The organism is Virgibacillus sp. JSM 102003, from assembly GCF_041949995.1.
Lineage (GTDB): Bacteria > Bacillota > Bacilli > Bacillales > Amphibacillaceae > Lentibacillus.
The window spans coordinates 12795-39496 of record NZ_JBHFQH010000012.1; the positions used below are offsets into that span (position 1 = coordinate 12795).

Below are 26702 nucleotides of genomic sequence, written 5' to 3' on the forward strand. Positions count from 1 at the left end.
TTATTTTATTTCTTTAAATAACTCATAAGCTTTTTTTCTTGCCTCTGTGAGAACTTCACTCCCTTTATTGGTAATCGTGTAGTATTTTCTTATTTTCCCCTCAACGTTTCTCTCTTCCTTATTCAACAGCCCATCAGCCTCCATGGAATGTAGTATCGGATAAAGTGTACCTGAGCTAATGTCATAACCGTGTTCTTTCAGTTCATCAACCATCCAAACACCATAAATGGGGTGTTCCTTTGCATGGTGCAAAATATGAATGTGTATAAACCCGAGAAACAGTTTTCGTAATACTTTATCTTCCACTCAATCACCTCCAACTGATTAAAGTCAATTCATAATATCGAAGTTCGATATCGAAAGTATATATTATATCTTGTGCCCATTTCAAGAACATGATTAAAAACTTTACAGTATTTTTACATTTTTCTAGAGAAATATTTATAAAAGTGATTAGAATAAATCACTTAAGGAGGATTCTATTTTGAAAGCGTTAAAAGGAAAGGTAGCCGTCGTAGCAGGGGCTAAAGTATTTTGCACCGGGCGCAGTACCAGGGGAAACAGCAGTGATGGTCAACGAACGTGGGTGAAAAAAAGCCGGAGATATGATTGAATATCTCCGGCACCCTCGATTTGTAATTTAACAACTTAAACATGTATCCACAAACTCAGATTTAACTATTGTTACTGATTTGATGTTGATAGATAGTTCTCAAATAAATCTATAATCTCCAAAAATCTTTCAGCTTCTCTAAATGTATGATCAGCGAGGAGTGGATGGATATTACTTTTAATGCGACAAGCCTCTATTAACTCTCTTGCTGTTTTCTTAAAATCTCGTAATGAAACTACTGAAACTCTGTTTTGATCCAGGAATTGATCCAGTATTGGAACAGTTTCAGATTGCGGACGCATAGAGTCTAAATCAACTGCCTGGAAAACCAGTTGGTCAAAATCATGGCTGAATTCTCTTGCCTGTTCCACTAGCTGTCTTTCTGACGGATCTAAAAGATGTCCGATAAATTTGGAATGGTCTGCCATAATCTTTAAGAAGAATAGATTTTCTTGGATAATCGTATCAGGTTCGGGGACAAGTTTTCCTTCGTTGAGGTCTTTTAATCTGTTGGCAAAATAAGCGGCTTCTCTGCTAATATGGTCGACCAATAACGGGAAGTTATTTGATTGAATTTCACAACGTAAAGTTAACCCTAAAACTTTTCTTTTGTAACTCCAAATGGCAACAGCTGCTTGATAAACTTCTTTGTTAAAAGCTTGAACTTGGCGCAGATCTGAGTTTGCAGAAAATCTTGCCAGCTTTTCTTCTATTCGTTCAAAAAGTGTGATGAACTGTTGGGCTTCTTCAATTAATCGCTTTTGTTCATAGGTAAATCCCAAGCTTAAAAATAAAGCATGCTCCTTCATGATCCTCGACCAAAATTGAATCTCATCCAAGGATTTCGTTACAATTGGATTCGTCAATATATCCCCTCCTGATTTTACTCTTCCTTCCCATAGTTATGTATTTCAATTTGTCCCTATTCTTGCTATTCCATAGGACTGTCTAAAAGCTTTTTTCGTTGCTTAGTCTTGTGAGGTGAAAACAGTGATTTGCAAGTTGAATCTCACCATTAAACTCACAATAAAAAATGGCTTGGATATTTCTCCATGCCATTTTCCTTACTACTATTTGTTGTTAGATTAAAGTCCCGATAGCATAACAATGTTTTATAAATAAATTTCAATGCTATACCATTTTTTTACTCATAATAACTCCTAAAATAATAAATACTATTTTGACAATAATGCTATATATATTTGGGTGTGTCTCTATATAAAGAACGTGAAAATTAGTAATAATGATCAATAGTGAAATCCTTGATAAAACAGTACCAATAAATAAACCTACCAGACCTCCAATTAGCGGATTTTTAATATCCATTAGCCTATAATCACCTTCTCCTTAGGATAGTGATATAAATCCCTTGTTTCTCTACCTCTCATGAGAAATAAAAATGAAAATATTCCAATTCTGCCTACAAACATCATGAAAATAATGACACATTTCCCGATTGTGCTTAACTCTGAGGTGATCCCCATGGAAAGTCCAGTCGTCCCAAAGGCTGAGCAAACCTCGAAAATTATTTTTATGATTGGAAAAGGCTCAATGCTAGCTAAGAAAATTATTGCGGTTGCACAAAGCATAATTGCCGTTGTAATTACAATAAAGGATCGATAAATATCATCTGGATCAATTTCTCTTCCATACACTTTAATACTGGATTTACCTTTAGCGTAATTAAGAATCGCCAATAACATAATAGCGAAAGTTGTAGTTCTAATTCCTCCACCAACACTGCTTGGAGATGCCCCGATAAACATTAAAACACAAATAACTAACAATGTTGGAATTGTAAATTCACTAACATCCATGGTAGCCAAACCACCATTTCTTGTGGTAACGGATTGAAACAGGCTATAAAATAATTTCTCGTGCCAAAGCTTGTCTGCCAAAAAAGCATTCCGTTCTAAAATATAAATTAATAGCCAGCCAGCAAGTAAGAGACTGAAGAAAGTAAAACTTGTTATTTTTGTAAAAAGGGAGAAATGATATTTATTATTAATATCCCGGTAATTTCCACTAAGTAAATCCTGAACCTCAATTAGTACAGGGAACCCAATTGCCCCTAAAATTAATAGAAGCATATTTATAAATTGCACAAAATAATCGTGAGCAAAAGGGATTAGTGAAGAACCGGTTATATCGAACCCTGCATTAGTTGTTGCACTCACAGCACCAAAAAACCCCTGTAACAAAGCTTCCTGCCATGTGTCAAAATAACTCAAAAAATATGTGCTCAAAACGATTGTTCCAAATAACTCTATGATAAGTATTATTTTAAAAATACTTATCATTAATTTTACTAATCCAGAAAACGTGTTTCTATTTTGATCAATTTTAATTAACTGTCTTCCCCGGAGCCCAACTTTCTTGCCAAGTATTATCCATATAAAAGTTCCTAAAGTCATAATACCAATTCCGCCAAACTGCAGAATTATAGCAAGAACTACCTTACCAATGCCATTAAATGTTTCTGCAGTTGAAACAACAGTTAATCCGGTAACACTTATTGCACTTACAGCAGTAAATAATGTGTCTATAAAGGACAAGCCTACACCTGATTGATGAAAATAAGGTATGCTTATCAAAATTGTTGAAAACAAAACTGCAATTAAGTAAAAAAGAACAATGAGATGAATAGTAGATAATCGATTTATAAATAAATTGAAGGCTGACATCAATGAAAAAACCCCTTAACAGCATTTAAGCTACCCTTTTTCAAAATTCATAACTATATCATAAAACGTAACATGAAAAAGCACAATATAAAGTTAGTGAGATATAAATGATTATTATTTCCATAATAGATTCTAATAATCACTTCAAATGCGTGAAAGAATCCAATACAAAGTATACTTATATTAATTTAAAATTATGTAGATACTGTAAATAACACCCTAACAAGGAAAGGAAGTACCAACTTGAAGCAGAAACCAGTACGAAAAGAATTTGCAGTAATTGGGTTAGGGCGTTTCGGTGGGAACTTGTGTAAGGAATTGGTAAGCCAAGGTGTTGATGTCTTGGCTTTAGATAAAAGCCTAGAACGTGTTCAAGAGTTTTCATCTTTAGTTAGCCATGCTGCAGAACTAGATGCTATAGATGAAGAATCATTAAAAACCGTGGGAATCAGTAATTTTAATTGTGTAATTATCAGCCTTGGTGAGGGTATACAGTCAAGTATTTTAGCAACGCTTATCCTGAAAGAAATGGGAATAGAACAAGTGTGGGTAAAAGCTCAGAATGAATATCACGAGAAAGTGTTAAGAAAGATTGGTGCTGATAAGATAATTCACCCTGAACGTGACATGGCGATTCGTATTGCGAACCATATAGTATCAGATAAAGTAACTGATTACATAGAGTTATCTGATAAGTATAGCATCGTGGAAATTATAGCAAGTAAAAAAATTGCTGGAAAGACGTTATCAGAACTTGATATACGAGCTAAGTACAACTGTAGCGTGGTTGCAATTAAAAGAAGCTCAGACAATATTTTAATCTCCCCTCCTGCTGACATGAAAATTATTTACACCGATATTTTAATTACAATAGGAAGTAATAACAACCTTGAACGTTTTGAGAATGAGGGGGTATAGCTATTTGAATGGTAAAAGCATAGTAAAAAGATTAGACCCTCCCCAATTCTTATTATTGATTTTTTTGACGTTTATATTAATAGGGACTTTATTATTAAAGTTACCCTTTGCTACTTCTGAACATATTACAGTTCTTAATGCCTTATTCACAGCAACATCAGCAATGACAGTTACCGGTCTTATTGTAGTAGATACAGGAACAGCGTTTACTTTATTTGGCCAGATCGTAATTCTTCTATTGATTCAACTTGGAGGATTAGGAATTATGACTTTTGCAGTTTTTATTTTTCTAATGGCAGGCAGAAAGATTGGTTTTAAGGAACATGTATTAATTACTCAATCATTAAACCAGAATTCAATCGGTGGCGTGATTATTCTGGCAAAAAAACTCCTGGTATTCTCCTTAATAGTTGAAATGATAGTATTTACCTTGCTATCAATCCGTTGGGTACCCATTCTCGGGTGGAAGGGTGGTTTGTTTGCTAGCTTATTTCATTCCATCTCCGCTTTTAATAATGCGGGTTTTTCCACTTGGTCAGATAGCCTATCACAGTTTATTGGAGATCCAATTATTAATATAATTATTACATTTTCTTTCATATTAGGTGGTATAGGCTTTACAGTAATCTTTGATATCTGGAAGAAGAAAAAATTTAGACGGTTCAGCTTACATACAAAACTTATGGTCATTGGTACGTTTGTAATAAATATCATTTCAATAATTATTGTGTTATCACTAGAATTTGATAACCCAGACACAATTGGTAACCTCCCATTAGGTGATAAAATACAAGCATCCTATTTTCAAGCATTAACACCTAGGACTGCAGGATTTAACACACTTGAGATAGCTAGTTTAAATGACTCGACCCTGTTCTTTATCATTTTATTAATGTTTATTGGTGCGGGTAGTGCCTCAACAGGTGGCGGGATAAAATTGACCACATTTCTTGCACTTATGCTCTCCGTTAGTTCATTTATTAAAAAGGAGAGTGAAATAAGTATTTTTCAAAGGGCAATTACTGATTCAACAGTCGTCCGCTCATTAGCCATTACTGTCATTGGAGTCACTTTTGTTTTTATAGGCATTTTCATTCTGGACATAACTGAAGATGCCTCGTTTATTATGATCGTTTTTGAAGCTGTATCCGCATTTGGTACTGTTGGTTTGTCTATGGGATTAACGGGGGATTTAACTTCGGTTGGTAAAGTAATTATTATTACCATTATGGTCATCGGTAAAGTAGGACCATTAACACTAGCCTTTTCTATAGCAAGTCATAAAAAAGTCAATGTTCGATACGCAAGAGAACAAATATTGACTGGTTGATGGAGTACAGCAAGTAATATAAAAATCCAAAATGAGGTGTGAAAATGGAAAATCATATAATAATTATTGGCTGGAACGAACGATCCAAGCAATTAATTAAGGAAATTAATGAAAAAAAAGAGGATGAAAAAGTAGTATTAATTGATGCTACTCTAGATAATCCGCCTGAACTTAATTCTACATTTATAAAAGGAGATGCCTCTAATAGGGATACGCTGGCACAAGCAAATGTCGAACATGCTAATACAGTTGTTGTAACTTCGGATTTTACTGGAGGTGAAGAAGAGGCAGATCAGTACAGTATTCTAGTTACCATTTCTATAAGGGTAGTTAATCCGGATGTAAAAATCATAACAGAACTTCATACAAAAAAATATATTGAAAATGCTAAAAGAGCAGGAGCTACAACTATCATTCGAGCTAATGAGTTTATGGGAGGTATATTATTTCACGAAACGTATACGGATTGTTTAAATAGATCGTCTATTGAACAAATAATCTCCCAACAGTATAAAACGTTGCCTGTTCCTAATCACTTGATTGGAAGACAGTTTAGAGAATGTCAGAATACCTTTTTAGATAAAGATGATCTGCTCATAGGGGTAATTTGTAATGGAAAAATGTCAATTAACCCTGCTTCTGAAAAAATAATAAACAATGGTGATTTGCTGATTTCAATATGATTAATGTATGTGGCACTTATTACGAGAAGCGATTTTCCTCAATTGAAGTTACTTTAAATGCACCTGTTCACATTATCTTTGTACCAACTTATAAAGCGATTTAACACCAATATATATTCCGACAAATAGGATAACACTAGTAACAAAATAAGGTGCTAAATACTGTATAGAATTTCTGCCGATATCCGGTCCACCACTCCCCCACAAAACTTCGTGTCACCAAAACAATCCATATCCACCAAGTAACGCTAATAATACACCTAAGATTGCTTTCATCACTATTTGCCTCCTCCTTAATCGCTATAAAGTCCTCTCCACTAATCTGCCCGTAAGTCATTCATGTAGCGCAATATCATCGCTACACCAACCACGATAGTAAACAAAATAAAATGTTATGCCGAGATTATCGTTTAACGCTTGTATTTTCTTGATTGCACCATTTACCTATTCTAGTTCATTTCTTTTTGCACTTAAAATTCACTCCCCGTCTTTAACTAGGAATAGTTTTTGTTCTTATCGTCGCCTTGTTCATCTTCTTGTTCTTCCTGCTGCACCTCTTCATGAAATTCTTTGCCTTGCCCGTATGCTGCTTCCATCGGAGTATAATAACTGCTCGGAATTTTACCCGTAATAGCAATCCTACAGGCAATATAAATCATTAATATAAGTAGAGTTGCCAATGAGATGAAGAGAAAAATCGGAAAAATATACATGAAATCCCTGCCTTTGTTAGCAGTTAAGAAAGTATAACTACTTTCTTACTGCATAAGTGCAACTATGGCATTCACCAAATGGCTTGGCGAATGCCAAGTTTTCTAAAAAGTAATTGAGTTTAGTTCAACTCTTATACTCGTTAGTTTAAGACTTTCCAATCTTCGTAAATGGTAGCGTCAACGCCTAATTCCCTTGTTCTTAGCCACTCAAAAGCTTTTAAAACTAGTGGCGAAGCATTGTCCAATGAAACTTCTTTTTCCGATACCCACACTGCGCCCAGTGAATCTTGTCCATCAAATTGTTCTGGTGTACTTAACAATCCACCTATCTTTTTAACAGAGTAGTAAACAGCTATATGGTGGACATCGGTAAAATCTTTCCACAGCCAAGGGAGTTTGAAATCTGTGACACCAATGTTATCTTCAATATCGATTTCAAGCCCCGTTTCTTCAAGAAATTCTCTTTTCATTGCTTCGGACAAAGATTCTCCCTCTTCTAAGCTACCTCCAGGAAGGTCATATCGGTTTATGTACGGACCGCCATTCTTATTTATTACTAGTAGTTTGTCATCCTTTACATATATTCCATATACACCAAAAGCCCTATGATATTTCTTTTCAGCCACAAATAATCCCCCTCATTCTTGTTCAACTGCCCGCTTCGTAAAAGTTCACAATTTATTCGCGAAAGGTATCAGCTACTAAGTTACTAAATTCTCTTAGGTAGTAAAGGTAATTGTCATCACCATAGTTGTATCGCTTGTTATACATTTTAGCTACAACAACATTGTATTCTGGAATCACTAAAAGAGTTGGTCCTGTTATTCCTAATATTTGATAAGAACCTTTAGGGACTCTTTCCCCAATCTCACTGTAACCAGCCGGAGTACCTTGTACATACCAAAACAGTCCATTTTGTGGAAGGTTATTATTTTTGAAAATAGGGCTTTGAATTTGAGTTGCAGTTTCTATCACTTCTTTTGGAATGATTTGTTTCCCATTCACAAAGCCTTTGTTTAAATGAAAATTTCCCCATTGTGCAAACTCTTGTGCAGTCGTATGAAGGTTTGACTCAGTACCATTATTGGAACTGCCCAACTTATAGGAACCATCTTCATCTGGATCAATAATTTCTTTTACTAATGCTTCGTTCTCCGTAGTTTGCCAGACTGTTTTCTTTAAGCCTAAAGGTAAAAAAACGCGCTCATTTAAAAGCTCTGGAAAACGTTTATTAAAAAGTCTATTTACTAGCCAAGTCATCATTAACACATTTATTCCTCTATAAGCCCAGCCATTCCCTGGTTCAAACTCTCTAAAAATAGTGCCATCTTCTTTTTCGTGTAAACCGTGTGAATGAGTTACTAAATGCCGTAATGTGGTTTTTCCAAGTAGTTGTTCATCTATTTCTTCAAAATAGTCAATTGCATAATCATCAAGGCTTTTGATTTTTTCTTCATAAAGCGCATAAGCCACCGCTAATCCAAGATAGCTTTTTCTTGCGGATGCTACGTTAAATAGCGAGGATGAATTGATTGGAGCTGCTTCGGTAGAATTAGAATGATAACCACTATAATGTTCCAATATTACTTTGTTATCTTTCAGTATATATAAGGAAGAAGCACTACTCTTGTTTTTTTCTTTAATATCCTCAACCCAATCAATTAATTGTTCAAGTTTCTCCAATATAATTTCTCCTTTCCTTCACAATCTCGCACCTATTTAGCAAAAATAATCAGAAAAACTTGTAAAATCATCGAATTCTTTTCACAAATTGTGTTATAATACGAACAAACGTTCTTAAAAGGTGGTTTGAGAATGAATAGATTAATCCAGCGTTCAGTTGATACGAAAGAAAAGATCGTTATCTTTTATATTGACCATGAAAATAACGTAACGGAGCGCTATATCCGTGTAATCAATTATAATAATGATAAAATTCTTGCCTACTGTTACTATCGAAAACAAGTGCGCACATTTAAACGCAATAATATTCTTTCCGTTGGGCCAGCTAGAAAACAAATGGAGGCGTAGACTTGCTTGTAAACAGTAAATCCAAATAGCTAGGGCTTTACTGTCATAACAAATCAAGAAACAATCCAAATCCACCAGACTGAAATGCGAAGTAAACAACAAAAAGCATAAATATTAATTGGAAGATAGTAAATAGGTAATCATTCTGTCCCTTTTTATACTTAAATTCGATGACTGCTCGAAATACCTCTTGCAAAAATAAAAATGCCGTCGATACCATAAAGACTGCCAATGAATTATTAATAGGTAAATTTGGATGGTCATAAAAGATAATAGCTGCAACAATAGTTGCAATAACAGTCAGTGTTCCAATAATCCAGTCCCCTTTTTTATGTAAATCGTTCACATGATCCTTCGAAAAGAATTTGGTTCGTTTAACGTTAAGTATTTTTCGCATGATTGTATTAAAGATAAATATGATGAGAGATAGTACGACTATCAACGCGACCAACTTTCCGAATATAGGTTCTTGCCCCGGGTACATAAAAACTCACTCCTAGCCCTTCATTCAATAATCCCCTGTAACTTTTGGTCGAGAATAGCTTCGCCAGCAACCCAATCATCAAAATTAATATCGATTACTTGATTGCTTCTTGCAATCGCAGTCAATAATCTTGAATCCTTGAAACCATAAGCAAACGTGTGCAGCGTTCCGAACAGCTCTTCATAGTCCGTATAAAACAGTGGAGATTTCTTATCTCGAAAATGATCAAAAGCTTCCTGCTGTGTCAGCTGTTCATTCTTTATGCTTTGTATGTATGAATGGCGTTTCTCTGAGTTAGTTATGACTGCTCTATTATTATGCTGCTGTGATCTATCCTGAAAGTGGTTCACACATGTTAAATAAGCCTCGTCTTTCCGCACGATAACACTGTCCGGACTTGCTTCCACAACCGCAATGTCCCCTTTTTTATCGCCCATGGAAAAATTGTAACAGGCAGCATGCGGAATTTCTCGCAGCATCTCGATTGCATCTGTGACGGTAGAGCATGTATCAAGTACCATCCTGATTGCAGTCCAAGCTGAGATTCCCTTTGTATATCCGTTATTGCTTACAAAATGCAAACCTACTACCAAACCGTGCTGGTTGACACCATCATGCCTGCCAAGAACCTGCAAATTATAGCCTGCTGATGCAAACCCTTCTTCGGGCTGGATTAAGCTAAAATAACCATCATAGAGAGCAGGCGAGAAGTCGTAGTTTCGCACATAATACGAATCTGTCACCATCGCAGAACAGCCCATTGCTAAAGGTCTTGGAACATCATAGCCGCTGAATCGTGCAGTAGCTTTTTGCCACGGAATTTGTGCACCTTTTGCCAAACCTTCAAGTTCATCCAGTAAATGAGGAGCAAATGTTGTATAAATGGCTTCCATATTTGTAACGTCTATCTGTTCACGGGTTATATTTTCAAAGGTTTGTATGATAGGTGTGCCAGCTATTTGCTGTCCCAAATTCAAGCCTATATTATACGAACTTCCCCGGTGCTGGAATATATTCACATTAAAGTCGGACATAACGATTCTCCTTATTATAAAACGCTAACGAATTATTTCGATATTTTTCATTTGAATTCCTTTATTCAATACGGATTAACAAGCAAAAAGTTTCCAATTAGTAGCGATTCGAATTAGAAAAGACGCATGATCACCCCATGCGTCTGCTTGCTTATACAGAATTGAAATTCACCTTCACCTGTACCAAGTCCTGTATTTCATTATTTCTAGGGCTGCGTATATATACCCAGATCTCCCCGGTGCTTGCGGTTGGCTGCCTGTCAAAAGGTAAAGTACTTTCAAACCTTCCATAGGCCGGTGCTCCCTGATCCGCCATTACAGATCGCTCTTCAGAAACGATTACACCGTTACTATCGCGCACTTGATGCAGGACAGTCGCTTCAAAAGCCCGGGCGTATCCTGCAACCCGTTGTCCGCTTTGAATGACGGTTCCGGGTAGAGGGTCCATCACAACAATATTTTCTGACGTTTCAAGCGGGATAATCAGCGCATATTCCGGCCAGATGGTGGTTGGTGAGAAACCAGGACGATCCAGGTTGGCACGAATGATGTTGGCTCGTGCAATACCAAAGCGTTGTTCTAATTGATAAATCGTGTCGCCTTGTTCTACAGTGTAAATAAATGCAGGAACAATTAATGGCTGCCCAGGGTAAATCAAGCCGGGATCCTGAATATCTGTGTTGATTCCAGCAATCAGATCGATAGCTGTTGAAAACCGTAGAGCAATTCGAGTAAGCGAGTCACCAGGCGCCACTACGTAAAATGTGGAGTTGGCATTTGTTGAATCAGATGGGACGACTAACAACTGTCCAGGAAAAATCAGGTCAGGTGTGGTTACGGGAGGATAAAGATAATTAGCATCTGCAATAGCCTGTAGCGTGCTACCGAACCGATCAGCAATGGCATACAATGTGTCGCCTGGCTGTACTTGATAAATAAAGTATGTGCCTGTTGCAATACTCAAACATATCACCTCCTAATGTTATGAAATCTGCTTATATAATACGTAATAAACGGGCGGATGTGTATAACGTGTTTGCAAATTAAAGGAGGGGATAAATAAACTAGTTCCGTTTCCTAACACATAATTCAGAATTACACTTGAAAATAATTTGTATAACTATTTGCATCGTATTTGTAGTGATGCTTGTAATTAAAAATAAAAAATCTCAGTCCAATTAAACTGAGATTTTTCTTATATTTATTTTCAGTTTCGATAAAAAATAAGCCCACCTACAATATCATCAGGGCTTTTATTGCTAAAGAAGTATTTATTTTTCACCAGGAAATAATAGATTTTCTTCAGCAGTTAAGAAAGTATAAATCCTTTCTTACTGCATAAGTGCAACTAAGGCTTATCTATATTAAAGCTTGCACTCCAGAGTATAAGGGGTTCTAAGAAAGCAAAATACGCTTTCATAAGAATCCCTTTAACGAATGCCAAGTTTTCTAATAATACACCCGGAATTTTCTAACAACGATTCGGGATAAACCCTTATAGGTTCCAAGTTCCTCTCTATAGGTATCTCCAACAAACTCATTTTTTAAAAATTCCTCAGCATCTAAAATCAATTTAAACATGAATTCCAGAGTCTCTTCTGATGTGAAATATTCACTCCTAAACTGTAGAAGCCTTTTCTCTTACAATTGGGAGCCAGATTATACTTTGGGTACCCACTATTCGAAATCCTTTGCAGAAAGTGAATCTAATAACTCTGAAGTTGACATACCTTTTCCTTTTTTATATTCACTTTTGCTTTCCTCGATCATCTGTTTAAGTTGAGGGTTTTTTTCTACATCGGATTTGATTGAATTCTCATCCTCTTCCTGTAGTACGAGGGTAAATTTTTCTTTTCCTGGGATAGAAAATTGAAAAACTGAATTATCATGATCCATATTTTCTACGCGATTCATAAGTTCTTCTGAGGATTTAATAAATCCCATAAAATCACCGCCACTTTGTATTTTCTTTATTTTAACACAATATACGTTTCCTGTATTTTAGAAGCTCAATCTGGCCGCTTAAGCCAAGGAACTACTTCTGTAACTGCGCCCGATTGTTTAACTTTCAAGACTTCTTTAACAATAACTGTTTGGCTACCAGGTATTATCATCAGATGTCTTTGTAATCGAAACCTTTTCTTATTCCATTATGACATACTTGCCCACATCATTTTCCACTTCACAGAAACACTTCAAGATTGTGTAAAACTACTTTAAAATATTGGCTTGACATTTATAGACTACAATTGTAATATTTGACTACGGTTGTAGTCAATTAAGTTAATAGGGAGGTATAAAATGCTTACAAATAACGTTTCGTAAACGAAGAAAACAAATATGATCAATTCTATCTAATAGAGAGAAGGTACCAATATGAGAAAAAGAAGCCCCTACAAAATCGGCATGCACCTGTTTACACTGTCCATAACGCTGCTGTTACTAACATTACTTACTGCATGCGGAAATGCAGATAATAAGACCGATACATCATCCGACAAAGAGAATGATTCAAAGCAAACGATCAATAAGGAGGAAAAGTTTGTACAGCTCGAAAATGAGTTTGACGCCCAACTCGGTGTCTATGCAATGGATACAGGGACGAATCAAACCATCGAATACCGACCGAATGAACGTTTTGCCTATTCATCTACCTTCAAGCCTTTGGCTGCAGCAATCTTGCTTAAGCAAAACAACATAGAAGATCTTGAAAAAGTCGTTACGTACACCAATGACGATTTGGTTACTTATTCTCCGGTTACCGAAAAACATGTGGATACCGGATTGACGCTGTTGGAAATAAGTGAAGCAGCCATCCGAAAAAGTGACAACACTGCGGGGAATCTTCTACTTGAGACGATTGGGGGCCCTGATAAATTTGAGCAAGCCTTACGTGACATTGGTGATGACGTGACCCAGCCTGAACGATACGAAACCGAATTGAATGAATTCACACCGGGGAGTAAGCGTGATACAAGCACACCGAAGGCTATGGCCACCAATCTGAAGAAGGTCGTCCTTAGAGACTTTCTGCCAGACGATAAACGTGAATTAATTATCGACTGGATGACAGGCAATGAGTCAGGAGATCCATTAATACGTGCAGGCGCACCTGAAAAGTGGACAGTTGTTGATAAAAGCGGAGCCGGAACCTACGCAACAAGAAATGACATTGCCGTTGTATGGCCCCCGAACAAAGAACCAATCGTCATTGCAATTATGTCCCGGCGCGATACAGAGAATGCCGAATATGATGATGCACTGATTGCAAAGGCTGCCGAAATCACACTGAACGCTTTTAAATAAGAAAATCCGGGATTACACATGTCAGTCAGGAACGGCATGTGTGACCCTTCTTTTTTGCATTTCTTTCCATGGCGATAAAATGGACTCGAGTGGTAAAATAGAGGTGCTTTTAGCAAATACCTTCGATTAAGGAGATAAATAAATGTCTTTCTTCCATCTGGCTGTTAGTATGTTCATATCTTCTATCATGACTATCGTTATCATGCTGATCCGAAAAATTTTTAAGAACCAATTGTCATCCAAATGGAAATATAATCTCTGGTTCCTGTTACTAATAGCTTTACTATTACCTTATATGCCAACCCAATTATTAAAATTTGGAGATAAGTTCACGTGGAACGGGAACCAAAACAGTAATCCGCTACCATCCGTTACCACAACCGAAAACGATAGATCATGGGAAAACGGAAATTGGATGCACGATTTTTCAACATCCGTTAACCGGATTGATTTAACATTTTTGAATCACGTTTTAACCATTATATGGATTGCAGGCATGCTCGTATTGATTGCTCTTTCCATTCACGCATGGATAAAACTGCGACAAATAAAAAAGTCCATAACCCTGCTAACGAATAGCGAGGTTCTATCATTATTCGAACAGTGCAAACAACTGCTGAATGTATCACGACCACTGGTGTTGGGAAAATCGCCACTGATCAAATCTCCATTGACGTTCGGGATATTTAAAACCTATATAGTCCTGCCGAGTCATGCTGAAGCGTGTCTGTCCATGGATGAAATAAAATACATTTTACTGCATGAATTACATCACTATAAATATAAAGACATTGCCACAAATTATCTGATCGTCCTATTCCAAATTTTATACTGGTTTAATCCATTGATCTGGATGGCGTTCAGGGAAATGCGGTTGGACCGAGAAATCGCGTGTGACAGAGCTGTCCTAAGTACATTGGATCAATACCAGCATACAGCATACGGAAACACAATTATTATGTTTGCTGATAAATCCTATTCTCCAAGTCATTTCTTAATGGTTAACCAAATCGCTAGTTCAAAAAAACAATTAAAAAAACGGATTGAACATATTGCAGCCTTTAGATCTGAAACAAAGCTGCTAAAACTGAAAAGCATCCTGATTTTTATACTTCTTATCGGGGTTGTTGTGAGTCAGATACCAATTGTTTCTGCAATGCCTTATGGTGATGACAGGATTAATTTCGACAATAAGCAGACAATGTATGAGGATTTAAGCGCATTTTTCAGTGAATATGAAGGTAGCTTTGTACTGTACGATTTGCAGGAGGAACAATACAATATCTATAATAAAGATAAAAGCACATTACGGGTTTCGCCAAATTCAACGTACAAAATTTACAGTGCACTATTTGCATCGGAGTCCGAAGTCATCACACGAAATGACAACTACATGAAATGGAATGGGAACTCGTATCCTTATCAAAGCTGGAACCAGAACCAAAATTTATTTACTGCAATGGAAAATTCCGTAACCTGGTACTTCCAGCAATTGGACAAAAAGGTACAAATGAAAAACATTGTATCTTACCTTGATAAAATACAGTATGGCAATCAGAATCTGTCGGGCGGAATCGAAGACTATTGGCTCGAATCTTCCTTAAAAATTTCACCGATTGAGCAAGTGCAGACACTCAAAGACTTTTATACAAACCAATTTGGATTTGATGGTGAGAACATTCAATTCATAAAAGATGCCATCAAACTAGAGACCAAAGACAGTGCAACGCTCTATGGTAAAACCGGCACAGGAACGGTCAACGGGAAAAATGTGAATGGCTGGTTCATTGGATATGTAGAAACAAAAAACAATACGTATTTTTTCGCAACTAATATCGAAAGCGACCATCATGCCAGTGGCAGTACAGCTGCTGAAATTACGAAATCCATTTTGTACGATAAAGGCATCTATTAAAAGGTAAAGGCAGGGAATAACGTGACGAATAAAATACCCACTATTTCAGAGTCGGAATGGGAAGTCTTAAAAGTGCTCTGGGAAAAAGCACCGCAAACAGCAAATGATATCATTTCATCCTTGCAGGCACAAACGAGCTGGAAACCGAAAACCGTACGTACACTGTTGGATAGGCTCACTAAAAAAGAAGTCGTCGGCGTCTATAAAAATCAGAGAGTTTACACATTCTACCCACTTTATTCACAAGACGAATGCCAACGTGCCAAAACAGACTCCTTTGTAAAACGATTCTATGACGGCACCTTGAAATCGATGCTCGTTCAATTCATTCAGGATGAAGACCTGTCTGAAGAAGATATTGAAGAACTAAGGTCCATCCTGGATAAGAAGCGGGACAAAAAATAAGACTGCCCCCTTCTTTAAAAGCTGAAAGCATTCTTTGGCTGCCTATTGGATTAGTCCAAAAAGTTTCAGGCAACAATTTGACCGCTCCCATCCAACTAACTATACCGTTTTTCGTGTTCTGTAAAGCAAGGCCCCAACTAGCGCCAGGAAATAAACAAGCAATCCAATAAATGTATAGAGATACATGATTGGCTGGTTTTGAACATACCCAACGATTGGGACATTTAACAGCAGCAATAAAGGAAATCCAAACATTATTGCTGTCGCACTTCCCATCACCATATTATCTGCTGTATTGGATTGGAACTTTGGATCTACGGCCTTTAATAGTGCCATTCCAGTTGATATTGTACCGGTTTGCATTCCGTAAAATCCTAATACGTTTGGCAGCTTATCCAGAGGAAATACACGCGGTCCGATCCAAAGTAAAAATGCGATGGTTACAAAGCCGCCTAAAGTAGTTAATATTAGAATCGGGACAGCATACTCCTGTAATGCATAGATCGAAATAGCGGCGATTGATGCGGTTATCATGTAATCGAACGAAAAACCGGAAATTCGCTGCAGTAAAAAGTTGTTCGGTGAATGTTCAAGCTGAAGCCCTGCATTTTTTAATCGATTTAAAACAGTTCGGAAAGACATCGCGTACAAGCTTCCGATTAAAAAGTGGAATCCAATGATTAACTGGGCAAAAGTTGCTCCAAATGTTCCAAGTGGCGTCAATACTTTATCTAACCCGTATATAGTCAAATAGGTAACAAGATAAATGAAGCCGATTAATGCTATTTGATAGGTTAGCTTATCGATTGCATCACTTAATGAAATTTCATCTGGCTCGGACCTTTCTACCATTTGTTTATGTGTTTTGACTGGGCAAGATTCACTTTGCTGGAACCTTTTGCTGCGGGCTAATAGGTTCATCAGGATAATCCCGACAACCGTCGCCCAGATAAAACCTATCCCGGCAATCGTTAAACCAAGATTCCCGCCACCAACTAGTCCCAGTTCTTCCCACTGTGTACCGATCGAATATGCTTGTCCGGGACCCTGACCGAATCCGAGTGGCAGTAATAATCCGACACCTGGGAAAAAGTCCGGATAAAATGTTTCGACAAGGATCATGAATAGACCAAAACCGACCAATCCCTGAATTAAATACGTGGAAACAATCATAAGGCCTGAGTTGATAATTGCCGGGCTGTTTTCCACTTCCCGTTCCTTTAACGATAAAGCAATAAAGCCAATGGCCATTAGATGGTAAACCAGGTTTCCAAGTAAATCCTTATCAAAGTTTATCCATCCTAGCAGTTCAGGTCCGACGATTAACCCAAGGAAACCCGCAATCATGGACGTTGGCACAATTAATTTTCGCAATGCTGGAATTCTTGCTTTTAACACAGCGGCAATAACAATTAAAAAAGATAAAAGAGAAAAGTCGAGCACTAATGACCAGGAGTTACTCATGATATCACCTCACCTGATTGTTTAGACTCCAATGCCTGTGCCGTTTTAATAGCCATTAGCCATTTGTACGCTGAGGTATGGGGCTGATAAAATACAAATCGGTAAAATTGATCTTCATAAAAGAAGTCCAGCTTATGATGAAACTGTATATTAATCCCTTCCATATCCTGAAAGGCAAACGCGTAGTTTTCCTTGTTATCACCATTAAACGTGATTGTTGTATTATTCCACTCTAAATCTCCTTTTGAAATAAGCCGGAATGGTTGAGCATTCCAGGATAAAAACAGCTTCACATGATCCTGCATTGCCTCATTCCAACTTTGCTGCCAATCTGGGTCAAGTAAGGTTCCTCTCAAAAATTCAAGCTGCCATTTATTCCAATCACGGGGAGTAGAATAATAGGCAGGGTACGTCACTTGCTCAAATGTCCCTAAGGATGTGTAACGAACGGTGTAATCACAGCTCTGACATTCAAACAGGTCATCATGCGAATGAAGCTGTCCAGGTTTTCTACAATGTGGACAAACAAACAACAGGCGTTCCAAGTAGTTTGCTAGATTTTTCCCCTGATATTCACCCGCAACCCCAGACTGCCATTCCATTTCATTATGGTAAAGCGCCTCGGTTAGTTTCTGGTTAATGACGTCAGGTGAATCGTTTGAGAACGCTCCCTGATCCCATTCTTTTTTATAGGAGATAGAAATTAAGCCTTTGCGATGATTAGCTGCCCACCTTGGATGAGTCAGATGCCCGCCGCGAATCGTTGCAATCACAACAGGGATGTCCAACAGCTTAACTAATTTAGCGGTTGAATAAATAAGCGGCTCCGTGTCACCGTCCCAATTTCGATTTCCTTCTGGGAAAATGCAGATAACACGATTATGCTTCTTAGCCTTCAGAACACCCCTTATCGTGCTCGTATCGTTTTTGAATTTCATCTTTGGAATGGCACCAAAATAGTTTAATATTCTTTTTAAGAAAGGATTTCGAAAAAGAGGGTCAGCAGCAATGAAAGAAATCGGTTCCTTTACATAACTATTCAGAATCAGTGGATCCCAGTTGTTTACGTGGTTGGATAAAATAATGTAAGGTGGTTTCATGTGAAGTGTGTCATTCTGTTCAATTACTATATTTGAACGTCTTCTGGTGAAGAAGCGGATAGGAGTGATTAGCATAGTTACTATCCATTTATTTGGTTTGTTTTCGATACTCATCGTTTCACATCCAACTATAAAATTGTAAAATTAGTACCCTACTATTTTACCATACAACTGGGTGTTTTCTTGCAAAAAAAGCTATACCCCACAAATGGTCGGAGTATAGAAAGGCAGTGTTAGTACCAGAAAAACATAAAAATAGGATTAATTGAGTTCATTTGTATAAATCGACAAAAGTTGATTTCGTTGGTTTAGCTTCACATCTAGTAGTTGACTAACTTGTACTAATGATGGATCTGTAAAATCACTTCCATTCGCTTTAACCTGATACATCAAAGATTTAAGCATTTTAATATCATCGTTAATAATCTTAAGAACATCTTCTGTATCCAAATCACATCCCCCTTTCAGGAATAAGGAGTGTATTCGAAAGCTGGCTGACATATTGGATAACCCAACTTAGCCCCTGTAGCTTTGCGTCATCATCTTTCAATGATTTTGCCATTATCGTACATGATGTGATGGTACTAACACTATAAAAGATATTGTTCACAATATACTATATATAGTGAATTAACGCAATATTCATGCAAAAATGGTGAAACATTTTTAACTTGCTTCATCTGGATTATTGTCCCGTCTTTTCATAATCCGCATAGGATAATACAATACTATGAATAAGGAAGTGAGCGTGCGATGGGATTATATATTAATAATAATGATCATCCAGACGTCTATATGAATGACAGCGATATTCTGGAGCCGAACCAGGGATACTTTCGCGTAGATTATTTCTCCGAGATGATAAAAGAACAGAAAGAACTGAATAAATCATTATCCAATTCCTTCCGTGACTTAAAATCGTTATACCATCACCAAAATAATACGCAAGCAGGCAGGTGGCAGGAAGTTGGCAAGCAGCTGGAAGCATTAAAAGAAAGTAACCTGCAGCATAAAAAATTCGAGAATCAGGCTGTCCAATGGCTGAAAACGTTAGACAGCAATAATGCGAAATTGCAGGATATCATAGAAAACGGCGGCCTAATAAATAAGGAGATTGCAGAACAAGTCAATCGCCTAAGCGAATCGAATCAGGCTATTGTAGATAAGCTAGGAAAATATGAAACTTCAAGCCAGTCACTCGCATCAAACATGAGTGAATTATATGATCTCAACAAGCAGATGTCAGAGCGGATTTCCACACAAGACGATAACCAGGACCAAGTTATCAACCGGCTGGAAAACCAGGAAGCCCTAATGGAGAAAACGTTAAGGCAAATTGATCAGTTTCGATCCATCCTTTTCGAACGAACTAACTATATAGCAGAAAGTATTGAAAACAGTTATAACCTTACTTCCACATATGTCTATAAGTTGATGACTGGATCAGAACAGCCATTGTCCCTTTTCATGAAAAAGCAAAGAGAAGAACAGAGGAAGTCTGATTAATTGAATGAAATGGCGATACTGTAATGCGGTATCGTCATTCTTTGATACAATGTAAACAAAAGAAGTGCATAAAGGAATGAATTTCAATGAACATAAAAATTATTGCGGTAGGAAAATTAAAGGAAAAATACCTTAAGCAGGGCATTGACGAATACTTAAAACGGTTAAGTACCTATGCAAAAGTTCAAATCATCGAAGTCGCCGATGAAAAAGCCCCTGAAAACATGAGCGACGCTGAAATGATCGAAGTAAAACAAAAGGAAGGCGAACGCATTCTCGCGAACATCAAGCAGGATACCCATGTCATTACACTCGAGATCAATGGCAAAATGCTAAGCTCCGAACAACTTGCAGCCAAAATGGACGAGCTCGCCACCTATGGAAAAAGTAAACTAGCATTTGTTATCGGCGGATCATTAGGCATCAGTCATGAAGTCCAGAAGCGAAGTAACCTCGCCTTATCATTTTCTAAAATGACGTTTCCACACCAGGTAATGCGGCTTATATTGTTGGAGCAGATTTATCGGGGGTTTAGGATTAATCGGGGGGAGCCTTATCATAAGTAAATGAGGTTTAAAAGAAGTATGAATAGAATATTAATTTCAAACTTAGATTTGGTAAAATAAAGAAAAGGTAAAAAGGAGATGAGTGTTAGTGGGTCTATTGGAAGTATTAAGTGGTAAAGCCGAGGATGATATTTCTCGTAAATTATTTGTTTTAGCAGAAGAAGTAAGCAGAGAAGCAGCAATTCATTTAAAGTTAATTATAAATCAGCTACCAGAGTTTGACATACATGATGAAACCCATAGTTTAAAAATAATAGAAAATATAGAATCGTTAATTGGGGAAGATTCCATAAAAAATTTAAGTAGCTATGAAATATTTCTTTTATATATGTCTGGTTTTTTACATGATTGTGCAATGGCTCTTCCTGATTGGGAACTAAAACTCCTTACTATGACTGAGGGAAAAGATGGTTTTACCAAGAATTCAATTCAAAATCCTATGCCTAATGATGGAAAAAAGCCATATAAGTTTTCTGAAGCTTTAAAAGTCATTAGTGATAATAAACAATATTTATTTGATGACTTCGAAAACACAAAGGAATTTATATTTTCTTTTTCAAATGAGAGTGAATTTCAACGAGATTTAGCTACAAGACTTATAAAATATCAAGATTTTAGAAATGGTTACTCCCAGGAGTTTAAAAATTTAGAAGAGAAAAATAATGTCCAATTATATTTAGAATTTAGCGATTTATTGCGTTATGATTTTGTAAGAATCACTCATGCTGAACGCGTTGAGACATATATTAAAAACCTATCAAATAGATTTATAAACACTTTAGGTGGGGCTTGGGGGGAAGCTTTAGCTAAGGACTTGGGGAAAGTTTGTAGAGCTCATGGAGAATCAATGGATTTTGTGAAAAGCTTACCATTACAAACAAATTACTATGGACCTCAAACAGCAAATCTTCAATTTGTTGCAGTAATGCTTAGACTGGGAGATATCTTACATTTTAGTCATGACAGAGCGCCAAGGTCATTATTCGTTGAAAAAATGATAGTTTCAAAAGAAAGCTTAAAGCATTGGCGTGTGAAATTCCAAGGAATCAATTACTCATTAAATGAAACAGACGAAAATGGAAGAAAGAAAATCAAATACATGGCTTACTGTGATGAACCAAGTTTATATTATTTTATTCAAGACTATTTAAACTGGATAGACGTTGAAATCTCTAATTATTTTGATTTTTTTAATCAGATAAAATATTTTAGTCGTATGGGTACAGATGCAGATAAGTATCATTTGAATATTTCAGAAAATGTTGACAGAAGTCAAATAAGATATAATGAGTCAAAATTTACACCAGTAAACAACTTGAAATTTAGTCTTAATCAAACAAAAATATTAGAATTATTAATGGGAGTAGGTCTTTATAAAGATAGATTTTTATGTTTAAGGGAACTCTATCAAAATGCCCTCGATGCTTCTAGATGCATGACTGCAATAATGAAAGAGCGCAAAGTTGATAAAAGAGGAAATATAGAATTTGGAATAAAAGAGGTTATTGAAAATAATACAAAAAGAAAATATATCTACTGTCGAGATAACGGAATCGGAATGACTAAAGAGATAGTGGAGAAATATTTTCTTAATATTGGAAATTCATTTTATAAATCACGAGAGTTTCAAAAATTAAAATCTACATGGATAAGTAATTTTCAACCAACATCACAATTTGGAATTGGAATACTTTCCTGTTTCATGATTGGAGATAAGATAGAAGTTACTACAGTACCTTTAAATGAGACAGAGGATCACTTAAAAAGTATTAGTTTCTCAATTGATGGACCACATGAACATTTTTATTTTATGAATCCTGATGAATTGGACCTTGAGGAAATTGGAACTCACGGCACCTTAATTAAGGTTTATTTAAATCCGGAAATTGATATTAATGATATAAAAATGGAAGAAGATTTAAAACTCTTAATAAAAGGAAGTGATAAAGATCCTTATAAAAGAGAATATCCTGATTTAATCAAAATTTGGAATACCAACATTTATAGATATATTTATAGCTTTATTGGAATACCTGATCAATCAGTTGATGTGCAAATTAAATTTAACACTAATGAAACTGTAGTACTAGAACCATGGAATACATTATTCACCTTTAATGATCGAGAAATAGAAAAGATAAAGCTAATGTATTCTGATTATAGATATTTTAGTGATGGATATAACCCAATGGAAGATTATCTACGAGTTAAGGATAATATTAAAATTGATTTGATAAAGGTTTCAAGTAAAGATATTGAATATAGCTTTTTATTAAGTTTACCTTTACCAAATCTAGATATCTTAGATTGGCGTATATTAAATTTTGAAGAGTGTTTATATCGTGCATCTGCGACTTTAGTCGATGGGGTTTATGTTAATGATACTGGTTTAAATTATGACCTTGATCATAAAAGGGATTTAACAAGAAATGGTATTATAAACTTCGTAGGGTCAGAAAGACCTGATATTTCAGTGGATAGGAATAATATTACGGGTTTAAGTACTTCATTGAAAGGACAGTTTGAAGAACTTGCAAATCTTTTAGCAGAAAAAGTTATAAAGTCAGTAAAATTACATTTAAGAGAATATGATAACTTACTGAATGAAAAACAAGTGCTATTAATATGGGACTATGTCTTTAAAAAATTTGAAAGTTTAACTGAATTTCTTCTTAAAAATACAGTTGATACATCTGTAAATCTACCATTAGTGGACTTAAAGTCATATATTGAGGAAAATTACAATGTACCTGATTTTGTTGATACAGATGAAATAAACTTCAAAAGTTTAGATTTAAGATATTTAAATAAAACTGAAAAATTAATTATGATTGGTAAACTATTAGGTGCAAAGAAAATAATGGTATCTTCTAATATAGTTTTTGTTAAGTCACAGTCATTAAATCTACTTAAACATGAAAGAGAATTGATAGATGATAATATGTTACCAGCTGCTCTTAAAGCCGATGAATGGGAAGGTGAATTTCAGGAGTATGATTTAATTTCCGCACTATGGCCCATTGTCCCTGAGAAATTATTTAACCGTATACAAGATTTTGGAGTTCGAGATATTATTGAAGGTCGGTCTAAAACTACTGAAACATCTTCAAATTCATTAGCCGGACTAGCAAAGACGGATCCAGTTTTGGTACATCCAGTAATGGGGATATTTTCTAAACGGGAAGATACATATTGGAAGAAAAGCAATTGGGTTGGTCGGTTTGAAAATCCCGTTGGTAAGTTTTGGCTTTTTGAATTAAATCATCATGGTGACTTAATTAGAGAAATAAGTGAGGATTTCTTTCTCTTTGTTTTTATATCACCGAGAGAGCTTACGGAAGAAGAATTAGTTATACTAGAAGATTTTAAGGATGACGTTAATTATTATGCTGGTGTAACAAATGGCTGGAGTTTATTGATTCTAGGCAGAACAGGAGAATTAGTGATAAAACCAGGGATATCAAGTAGAAAGGAATTGGTAAATACTATAAAACCATCCTTTTGGAATAAAAATAAAGATATTATTTATAAATTTGTCGATGGAACTTTGGTTAAGAATTTATTGTAGTAAAATATGAGATTTAGGATGAAATAAACCTGATTTAAATGCACCACGGAGAACAATATCATAAATAGCAATCTACCTATTGGAGTGAATCAGGATGGTGATTCAAAATAATGAATTAAACCCAGAAATTTATTAGATAATTGCTAAATAAGATACTCCTTTACGAGAAAGTGGTTTGTGTATTCGAGCCTAGCAAATGGTTTGTTATTGAGGAAGGTCCAGAAAAAGGTAGGAAAAAATTTGATGGAATAGAGGCCGAAGAAAGTGTTCTATTAAAGTTACAAGATAATGAAGATAAACTACTTAGTAAGTTTGGTACTGGTAGCGCTGCTGCCTATATGAGTCTAGAAGAACTGAATCTTTAAAAAGACATAACTACCAATTAAGGAGGAGTATACTGAATGATAGAATTGATATGGCAACGAGTAGTGGAATTCGAAGGACAACCTTTCACTCAAATAAGAGGAGGAAAATTTACATATAAAGTGGAGGGCAATCTTATTAAGTTGAGTAGGACCAATCGTTCTATATCGAAAAATACATTTAAAGATGCAATGAAGTATGTACCATTGGAAAATACGGTGCCCCTTCAGAATTTCCAAGCTCCGTCATATTTATATGCAATTCTGATGGACGATCGGATTCGAAAGAATAATTGGTAGAGAACGACTTAGTTTTAACTGACTATTTACAAGGGTTTTGGGGTGTGCAGAAATTTGCGCACCCTTTTGCATATAATAAATATGACCTATCCTGTCAATTGGGAGGGTTGGGAAAATATTAATATATAGCAATTATTAAAATATAATAAATTCACAACGGTGGTATACCTTTTTGTTCATATTTAATGGCGGTGCAGAGAAAATATATTGCTATTTTTTCATATCTATTGTGTTACCAAAGAACTACATATAAAATAAAGATAAAGTATAAAAAAAGTAAGAGTAGGTGACTTCATTATGGAAGTTAAACTGTTTCAAAAAACACAGCGTGATTTAGCGGCGTCTATTAACTTAGTTATTGATAAATATTGGGAAGATGAGGTTAATGAATCAAAAATGGTGGAGTTAATTCAAAAGTTGTACATAACTAATACGAACAAACTTGTTAAAAATGGGGATTATACAACCATTATTCGTCAACAATGTGGAAAGCGTCGACTTGAAGTTGTCGATCAAGTCATTAAACAAACTAATGTCGGATAAAAAGGTAGGCTGATAGAGTATATGGAATATTCAGCGGGGTTTACTAAAGAAAAATGGTCAGAAAATGATATTGAAGTAGTTATTGAACTTATGCTCCAAGATAAGTCAAAAAAAGAAATATTGGAGGAAGTTACTGATAAAAATTTATTTCAATTGAGAAGTCCTCTCAGCATTAAAAATAGATTTAATATGGTGTACAACCGTGCAGCAGCCCTTGAAGATGAATTGAAACAGGGTTTCTTAAGAGCTAATGATTATGATCGAAAGGCATTAACGTTGTATTCGTTTCTTCAAGTTTACCGAATACCACTCGAATTTTATGTGGAAATTATTGCTTATAAGTACGAACAGCAGGAATTGTTGTATCGTAACGATTTTCATTACTTCTTTGAAGATAAAGCCAATGTCAGTGAAAAGATTAACGGTTGGAGGCCTGAAACCATTAAACGCCTGATAAATTCTTTGCTGATGTTTTATTTAGAAGCAAGAATGCTTGAGAAGGTTGATCAGACAAAATATATCATAAAACCGATCCATCTAAATCAGGATTTAAAAACATACGCTGAAAAGAACGTTCCGCTGTTATATTCTTTTTCAGTTTTAGAAAAGGTGAATGAGTCATGAAGTCGACATACGAGCGTTTAGAACAAATGGAAAAAAGAATTAACCAGGACGGATTCACCCAACCAAAAGGAATTGGGAGTGATATTCCTCACTTTGTTTTGGACTATCCACCAGAAGATGAGTTGCAAGTTCGTGTCTATATAAAAAATATGTTGAAGCGAACTAAGATTAACATCAAAGAAGTGAATTTATTTGAATTTCTATTATCATTTTTTGAAGAAGACGAACTTGAAGAATTATATGAAGTGGCAGAAGAAGAAGGGTTACGTGGCTTAAATGATGTTATCGAACCAATCTTGAATGAAAGTAATACGATGATTCAACAGTTTAGGGATACAACGGAAGAAGCGGATTTGATATTTATTACGGGAGTAGGGACTGCACACCCATTTCTGCGATCGAGTCAGTTATTAAAAGCTATATCAAGTAAAGGCTATAAAAAACCAATTGTATTATTCTATCCAGGAGAATTTACAGGGTTAAGACTGAAACTATTTAACATTCTTGATTATGAGGATGATTATCAATTATCGCGCTTATCTTAAAGGGGAGG

The 26702-nt window shown here is 35.9% G+C and carries 29 protein-coding genes and 1 riboswitch; of the genes, 16 read left to right on the forward strand and 13 right to left on the reverse strand.

Annotation, left to right across the window (positions count from 1 at the left end):
* The gene (locus ACE1TG_RS13590; RefSeq protein WP_375052939.1) at positions 1-306 is read right to left on the reverse strand and encodes a PadR family transcriptional regulator; all 306 of its coding nucleotides are present in this window, start codon (positions 304-306) and stop codon (positions 1-3) included.
* 178 nt (positions 307-484) lie between these two features.
* On the opposite strand from ACE1TG_RS13590, the gene ACE1TG_RS13595 reads away from it, so the two are divergent.
* Complete coding sequence (locus ACE1TG_RS13595; protein WP_375052940.1) at positions 485-613, forward strand: hypothetical protein; 129 nt, start codon at positions 485-487, stop codon at positions 611-613.
* 71 nt (positions 614-684) lie between these two features.
* Here ACE1TG_RS13595 and ACE1TG_RS13600 read toward each other — a convergent pair whose 3' ends face one another.
* Positions 685-1479 (reverse strand): DUF2935 domain-containing protein, encoded by a 795-nt coding sequence (locus ACE1TG_RS13600; protein ID WP_375052941.1) that lies wholly within the window; start codon positions 1477-1479, stop codon positions 685-687.
* Positions 1480-1938: 459 nt separating this feature from the next.
* Positions 1939-3297, reverse strand: a complete 1359-nt coding sequence (locus ACE1TG_RS13605; protein WP_375052942.1) for a TrkH family potassium uptake protein — start codon at positions 3295-3297, stop codon at positions 1939-1941.
* A 243-nt stretch (positions 3298-3540) separates the two neighbouring features.
* Here ACE1TG_RS13605 and ACE1TG_RS13610 point away from each other — a divergent pair, with 243 nt between their 5' ends.
* Genes ACE1TG_RS13610 through ACE1TG_RS13620 form a run of 3 tightly spaced genes read left to right on the forward strand, consistent with a single transcriptional unit; the run spans position 3541 to position 6228 of the window.
* Positions 3541-4215, forward strand: a complete 675-nt coding sequence (locus ACE1TG_RS13610) for a potassium channel family protein (protein ID WP_375052943.1) — start codon at positions 3541-3543, stop codon at positions 4213-4215.
* Positions 4202-5545 carry a TrkH family potassium uptake protein gene (locus ACE1TG_RS13615; RefSeq protein ID WP_375052944.1) on the forward strand — a complete coding sequence of 448 codons (1344 nt, stop codon included), beginning with the start codon at positions 4202-4204 and terminating at the stop codon, positions 5543-5545. Before ACE1TG_RS13610 ends, ACE1TG_RS13615 begins: the two co-directional genes overlap by 14 nt.
* 44 nt (positions 5546-5589) lie before the next feature.
* Positions 5590-6228: a potassium channel family protein gene (locus ACE1TG_RS13620; RefSeq protein ID WP_375052945.1), complete on the forward strand. Its 639-nt coding sequence runs from the start codon at positions 5590-5592 to the stop codon at positions 6226-6228.
* 494 nt (positions 6229-6722) lie between these two features.
* On the opposite strand, the gene ACE1TG_RS13625 is transcribed toward ACE1TG_RS13620, so the two are convergent.
* The 3 genes from ACE1TG_RS13625 to ACE1TG_RS13635 all read right to left on the reverse strand — a co-directional run bounded on the left by ACE1TG_RS13625 (position 6723) and on the right by ACE1TG_RS13635 (position 8624).
* A complete protein-coding gene (locus tag ACE1TG_RS13625) occupies positions 6723-6941 on the reverse strand; it encodes a DUF3951 domain-containing protein (protein WP_375052946.1) in 219 nt (72 codons plus the stop codon).
* A gap of 140 nt (positions 6942-7081) precedes the next feature.
* Positions 7082-7567, reverse strand: a complete 486-nt coding sequence (locus tag ACE1TG_RS13630) for an NUDIX hydrolase (RefSeq protein ID WP_375052947.1) — start codon at positions 7565-7567, stop codon at positions 7082-7084.
* Positions 7568-7619: 52 nt separating this feature from the next.
* Positions 7620-8624 (reverse strand): serine hydrolase domain-containing protein, encoded by a 1005-nt coding sequence (locus tag ACE1TG_RS13635; RefSeq protein WP_375052948.1) that lies wholly within the window; start codon positions 8622-8624, stop codon positions 7620-7622.
* Positions 8625-8756: 132 nt separating this feature from the next.
* On the opposite strand from ACE1TG_RS13635, the gene ACE1TG_RS13640 reads away from it, so the two are divergent.
* The gene (locus tag ACE1TG_RS13640) at positions 8757-8972 is read left to right on the forward strand and encodes a hypothetical protein (RefSeq protein ID WP_375052949.1); all 216 of its coding nucleotides are present in this window, start codon (positions 8757-8759) and stop codon (positions 8970-8972) included.
* A 43-nt stretch (positions 8973-9015) separates the two neighbouring features.
* Here the strand turns inward: ACE1TG_RS13640 and ACE1TG_RS13645 are convergent, their stop codons facing one another.
* From ACE1TG_RS13645 to ACE1TG_RS13660, 4 genes are all read right to left on the reverse strand, one after another.
* Entirely contained in the window at positions 9016-9456 is a 441-nt protein-coding gene (locus ACE1TG_RS13645; RefSeq protein ID WP_375052950.1) for a DUF4181 domain-containing protein, read from the reverse strand.
* A 20-nt stretch (positions 9457-9476) separates the two neighbouring features.
* Positions 9477-10490, reverse strand: coding sequence for a C45 family autoproteolytic acyltransferase/hydrolase (locus ACE1TG_RS13650; RefSeq protein WP_375052951.1), 1014 nt, complete (start codon positions 10488-10490; stop codon positions 9477-9479).
* A gap of 151 nt (positions 10491-10641) precedes the next feature.
* Positions 10642-11454 carry a LysM peptidoglycan-binding domain-containing protein gene (locus ACE1TG_RS13655; protein ID WP_375052952.1) on the reverse strand — a complete coding sequence of 271 codons (813 nt, stop codon included), beginning with the start codon at positions 11452-11454 and terminating at the stop codon, positions 10642-10644.
* A 713-nt stretch (positions 11455-12167) separates the two neighbouring features.
* The gene (locus ACE1TG_RS13660) at positions 12168-12434 is read right to left on the reverse strand and encodes a hypothetical protein (protein ID WP_375052953.1); all 267 of its coding nucleotides are present in this window, start codon (positions 12432-12434) and stop codon (positions 12168-12170) included.
* 432 nt (positions 12435-12866) lie between these two features.
* Between ACE1TG_RS13660 and bla the strand changes: the two genes are divergently transcribed.
* The 3 genes from bla (at position 12867) to blaI (ending at position 16116) form a co-directional block, all read left to right on the forward strand.
* Positions 12867-13796 carry a class A beta-lactamase gene (gene bla / locus ACE1TG_RS13665; protein ID WP_375052954.1) on the forward strand — a complete coding sequence of 310 codons (930 nt, stop codon included), beginning with the start codon at positions 12867-12869 and terminating at the stop codon, positions 13794-13796.
* A 142-nt stretch (positions 13797-13938) separates the two neighbouring features.
* Positions 13939-15711, forward strand: a complete 1773-nt coding sequence (locus ACE1TG_RS13670; protein ID WP_375052955.1) for a BlaR1 family beta-lactam sensor/signal transducer — start codon at positions 13939-13941, stop codon at positions 15709-15711.
* 21 nt (positions 15712-15732) lie between these two features.
* Complete coding sequence (gene blaI, locus ACE1TG_RS13675) at positions 15733-16116, forward strand: penicillinase repressor BlaI (RefSeq protein WP_375052956.1); 384 nt, start codon at positions 15733-15735, stop codon at positions 16114-16116.
* 99 nt (positions 16117-16215) lie between these two features.
* Here the strand turns inward: blaI and ACE1TG_RS13680 are convergent, their stop codons facing one another.
* From ACE1TG_RS13680 to ACE1TG_RS13690, 3 genes are all read right to left on the reverse strand, one after another.
* The gene (locus tag ACE1TG_RS13680; RefSeq protein WP_375052957.1) at positions 16216-17580 is read right to left on the reverse strand and encodes a sodium/glutamate symporter family protein; all 1365 of its coding nucleotides are present in this window, start codon (positions 17578-17580) and stop codon (positions 16216-16218) included.
* Entirely contained in the window at positions 17577-18794 is a 1218-nt protein-coding gene (locus ACE1TG_RS13685) for a lysophospholipid acyltransferase family protein (RefSeq protein WP_375052958.1), read from the reverse strand. The genes ACE1TG_RS13680 and ACE1TG_RS13685 overlap by 4 nt, the downstream gene beginning before the upstream one ends.
* Positions 18795-18941: 147 nt before the next feature.
* Positions 18942-19130, reverse strand: coding sequence for a Spo0E family sporulation regulatory protein-aspartic acid phosphatase (locus tag ACE1TG_RS13690; protein WP_375052959.1), 189 nt, complete (start codon positions 19128-19130; stop codon positions 18942-18944).
* A 32-nt stretch (positions 19131-19162) separates the two neighbouring features.
* Positions 19163-19250: riboswitch (cyclic di-GMP riboswitch) on the reverse strand.
* 183 nt (positions 19251-19433) lie between these two features.
* Here ACE1TG_RS13690 and ACE1TG_RS13695 point away from each other — a divergent pair.
* From ACE1TG_RS13695 to ACE1TG_RS13730, 8 genes are all read left to right on the forward strand, one after another.
* Positions 19434-20186 carry a hypothetical protein gene (locus tag ACE1TG_RS13695; protein WP_375052960.1) on the forward strand — a complete coding sequence of 251 codons (753 nt, stop codon included), beginning with the start codon at positions 19434-19436 and terminating at the stop codon, positions 20184-20186.
* Positions 20187-20272: 86 nt separating this feature from the next.
* Positions 20273-20752: a 23S rRNA (pseudouridine(1915)-N(3))-methyltransferase RlmH gene (gene rlmH, locus ACE1TG_RS13700; RefSeq protein ID WP_375052961.1), complete on the forward strand. Its 480-nt coding sequence runs from the start codon at positions 20273-20275 to the stop codon at positions 20750-20752.
* A gap of 88 nt (positions 20753-20840) precedes the next feature.
* Complete coding sequence (locus ACE1TG_RS13705; RefSeq protein WP_375052962.1) at positions 20841-24320, forward strand: HD domain-containing protein; 3480 nt, start codon at positions 20841-20843, stop codon at positions 24318-24320.
* Positions 24321-24460: 140 nt separating this feature from the next.
* Positions 24461-24685, forward strand: coding sequence for a hypothetical protein (locus ACE1TG_RS13710; RefSeq protein ID WP_375052963.1), 225 nt, complete (start codon positions 24461-24463; stop codon positions 24683-24685).
* 36 nt (positions 24686-24721) lie between these two features.
* Positions 24722-24982, forward strand: a complete 261-nt coding sequence (locus ACE1TG_RS13715; RefSeq protein ID WP_375052964.1) for a hypothetical protein — start codon at positions 24722-24724, stop codon at positions 24980-24982.
* Positions 24983-25279: 297 nt separating this feature from the next.
* Positions 25280-25525: a TIGR04540 family protein gene (locus tag ACE1TG_RS13720; protein ID WP_375052965.1), complete on the forward strand. Its 246-nt coding sequence runs from the start codon at positions 25280-25282 to the stop codon at positions 25523-25525.
* Positions 25526-25546: 21 nt separating this feature from the next.
* Positions 25547-26149: a DUF1819 family protein gene (locus ACE1TG_RS13725; RefSeq protein WP_375052966.1), complete on the forward strand. Its 603-nt coding sequence runs from the start codon at positions 25547-25549 to the stop codon at positions 26147-26149.
* Complete coding sequence (locus ACE1TG_RS13730; RefSeq protein WP_375052967.1) at positions 26146-26694, forward strand: DUF1788 domain-containing protein; 549 nt, start codon at positions 26146-26148, stop codon at positions 26692-26694. Before ACE1TG_RS13725 ends, ACE1TG_RS13730 begins: the two co-directional genes overlap by 4 nt.
* Positions 26695-26702: the final 8 nt, after the last annotated feature.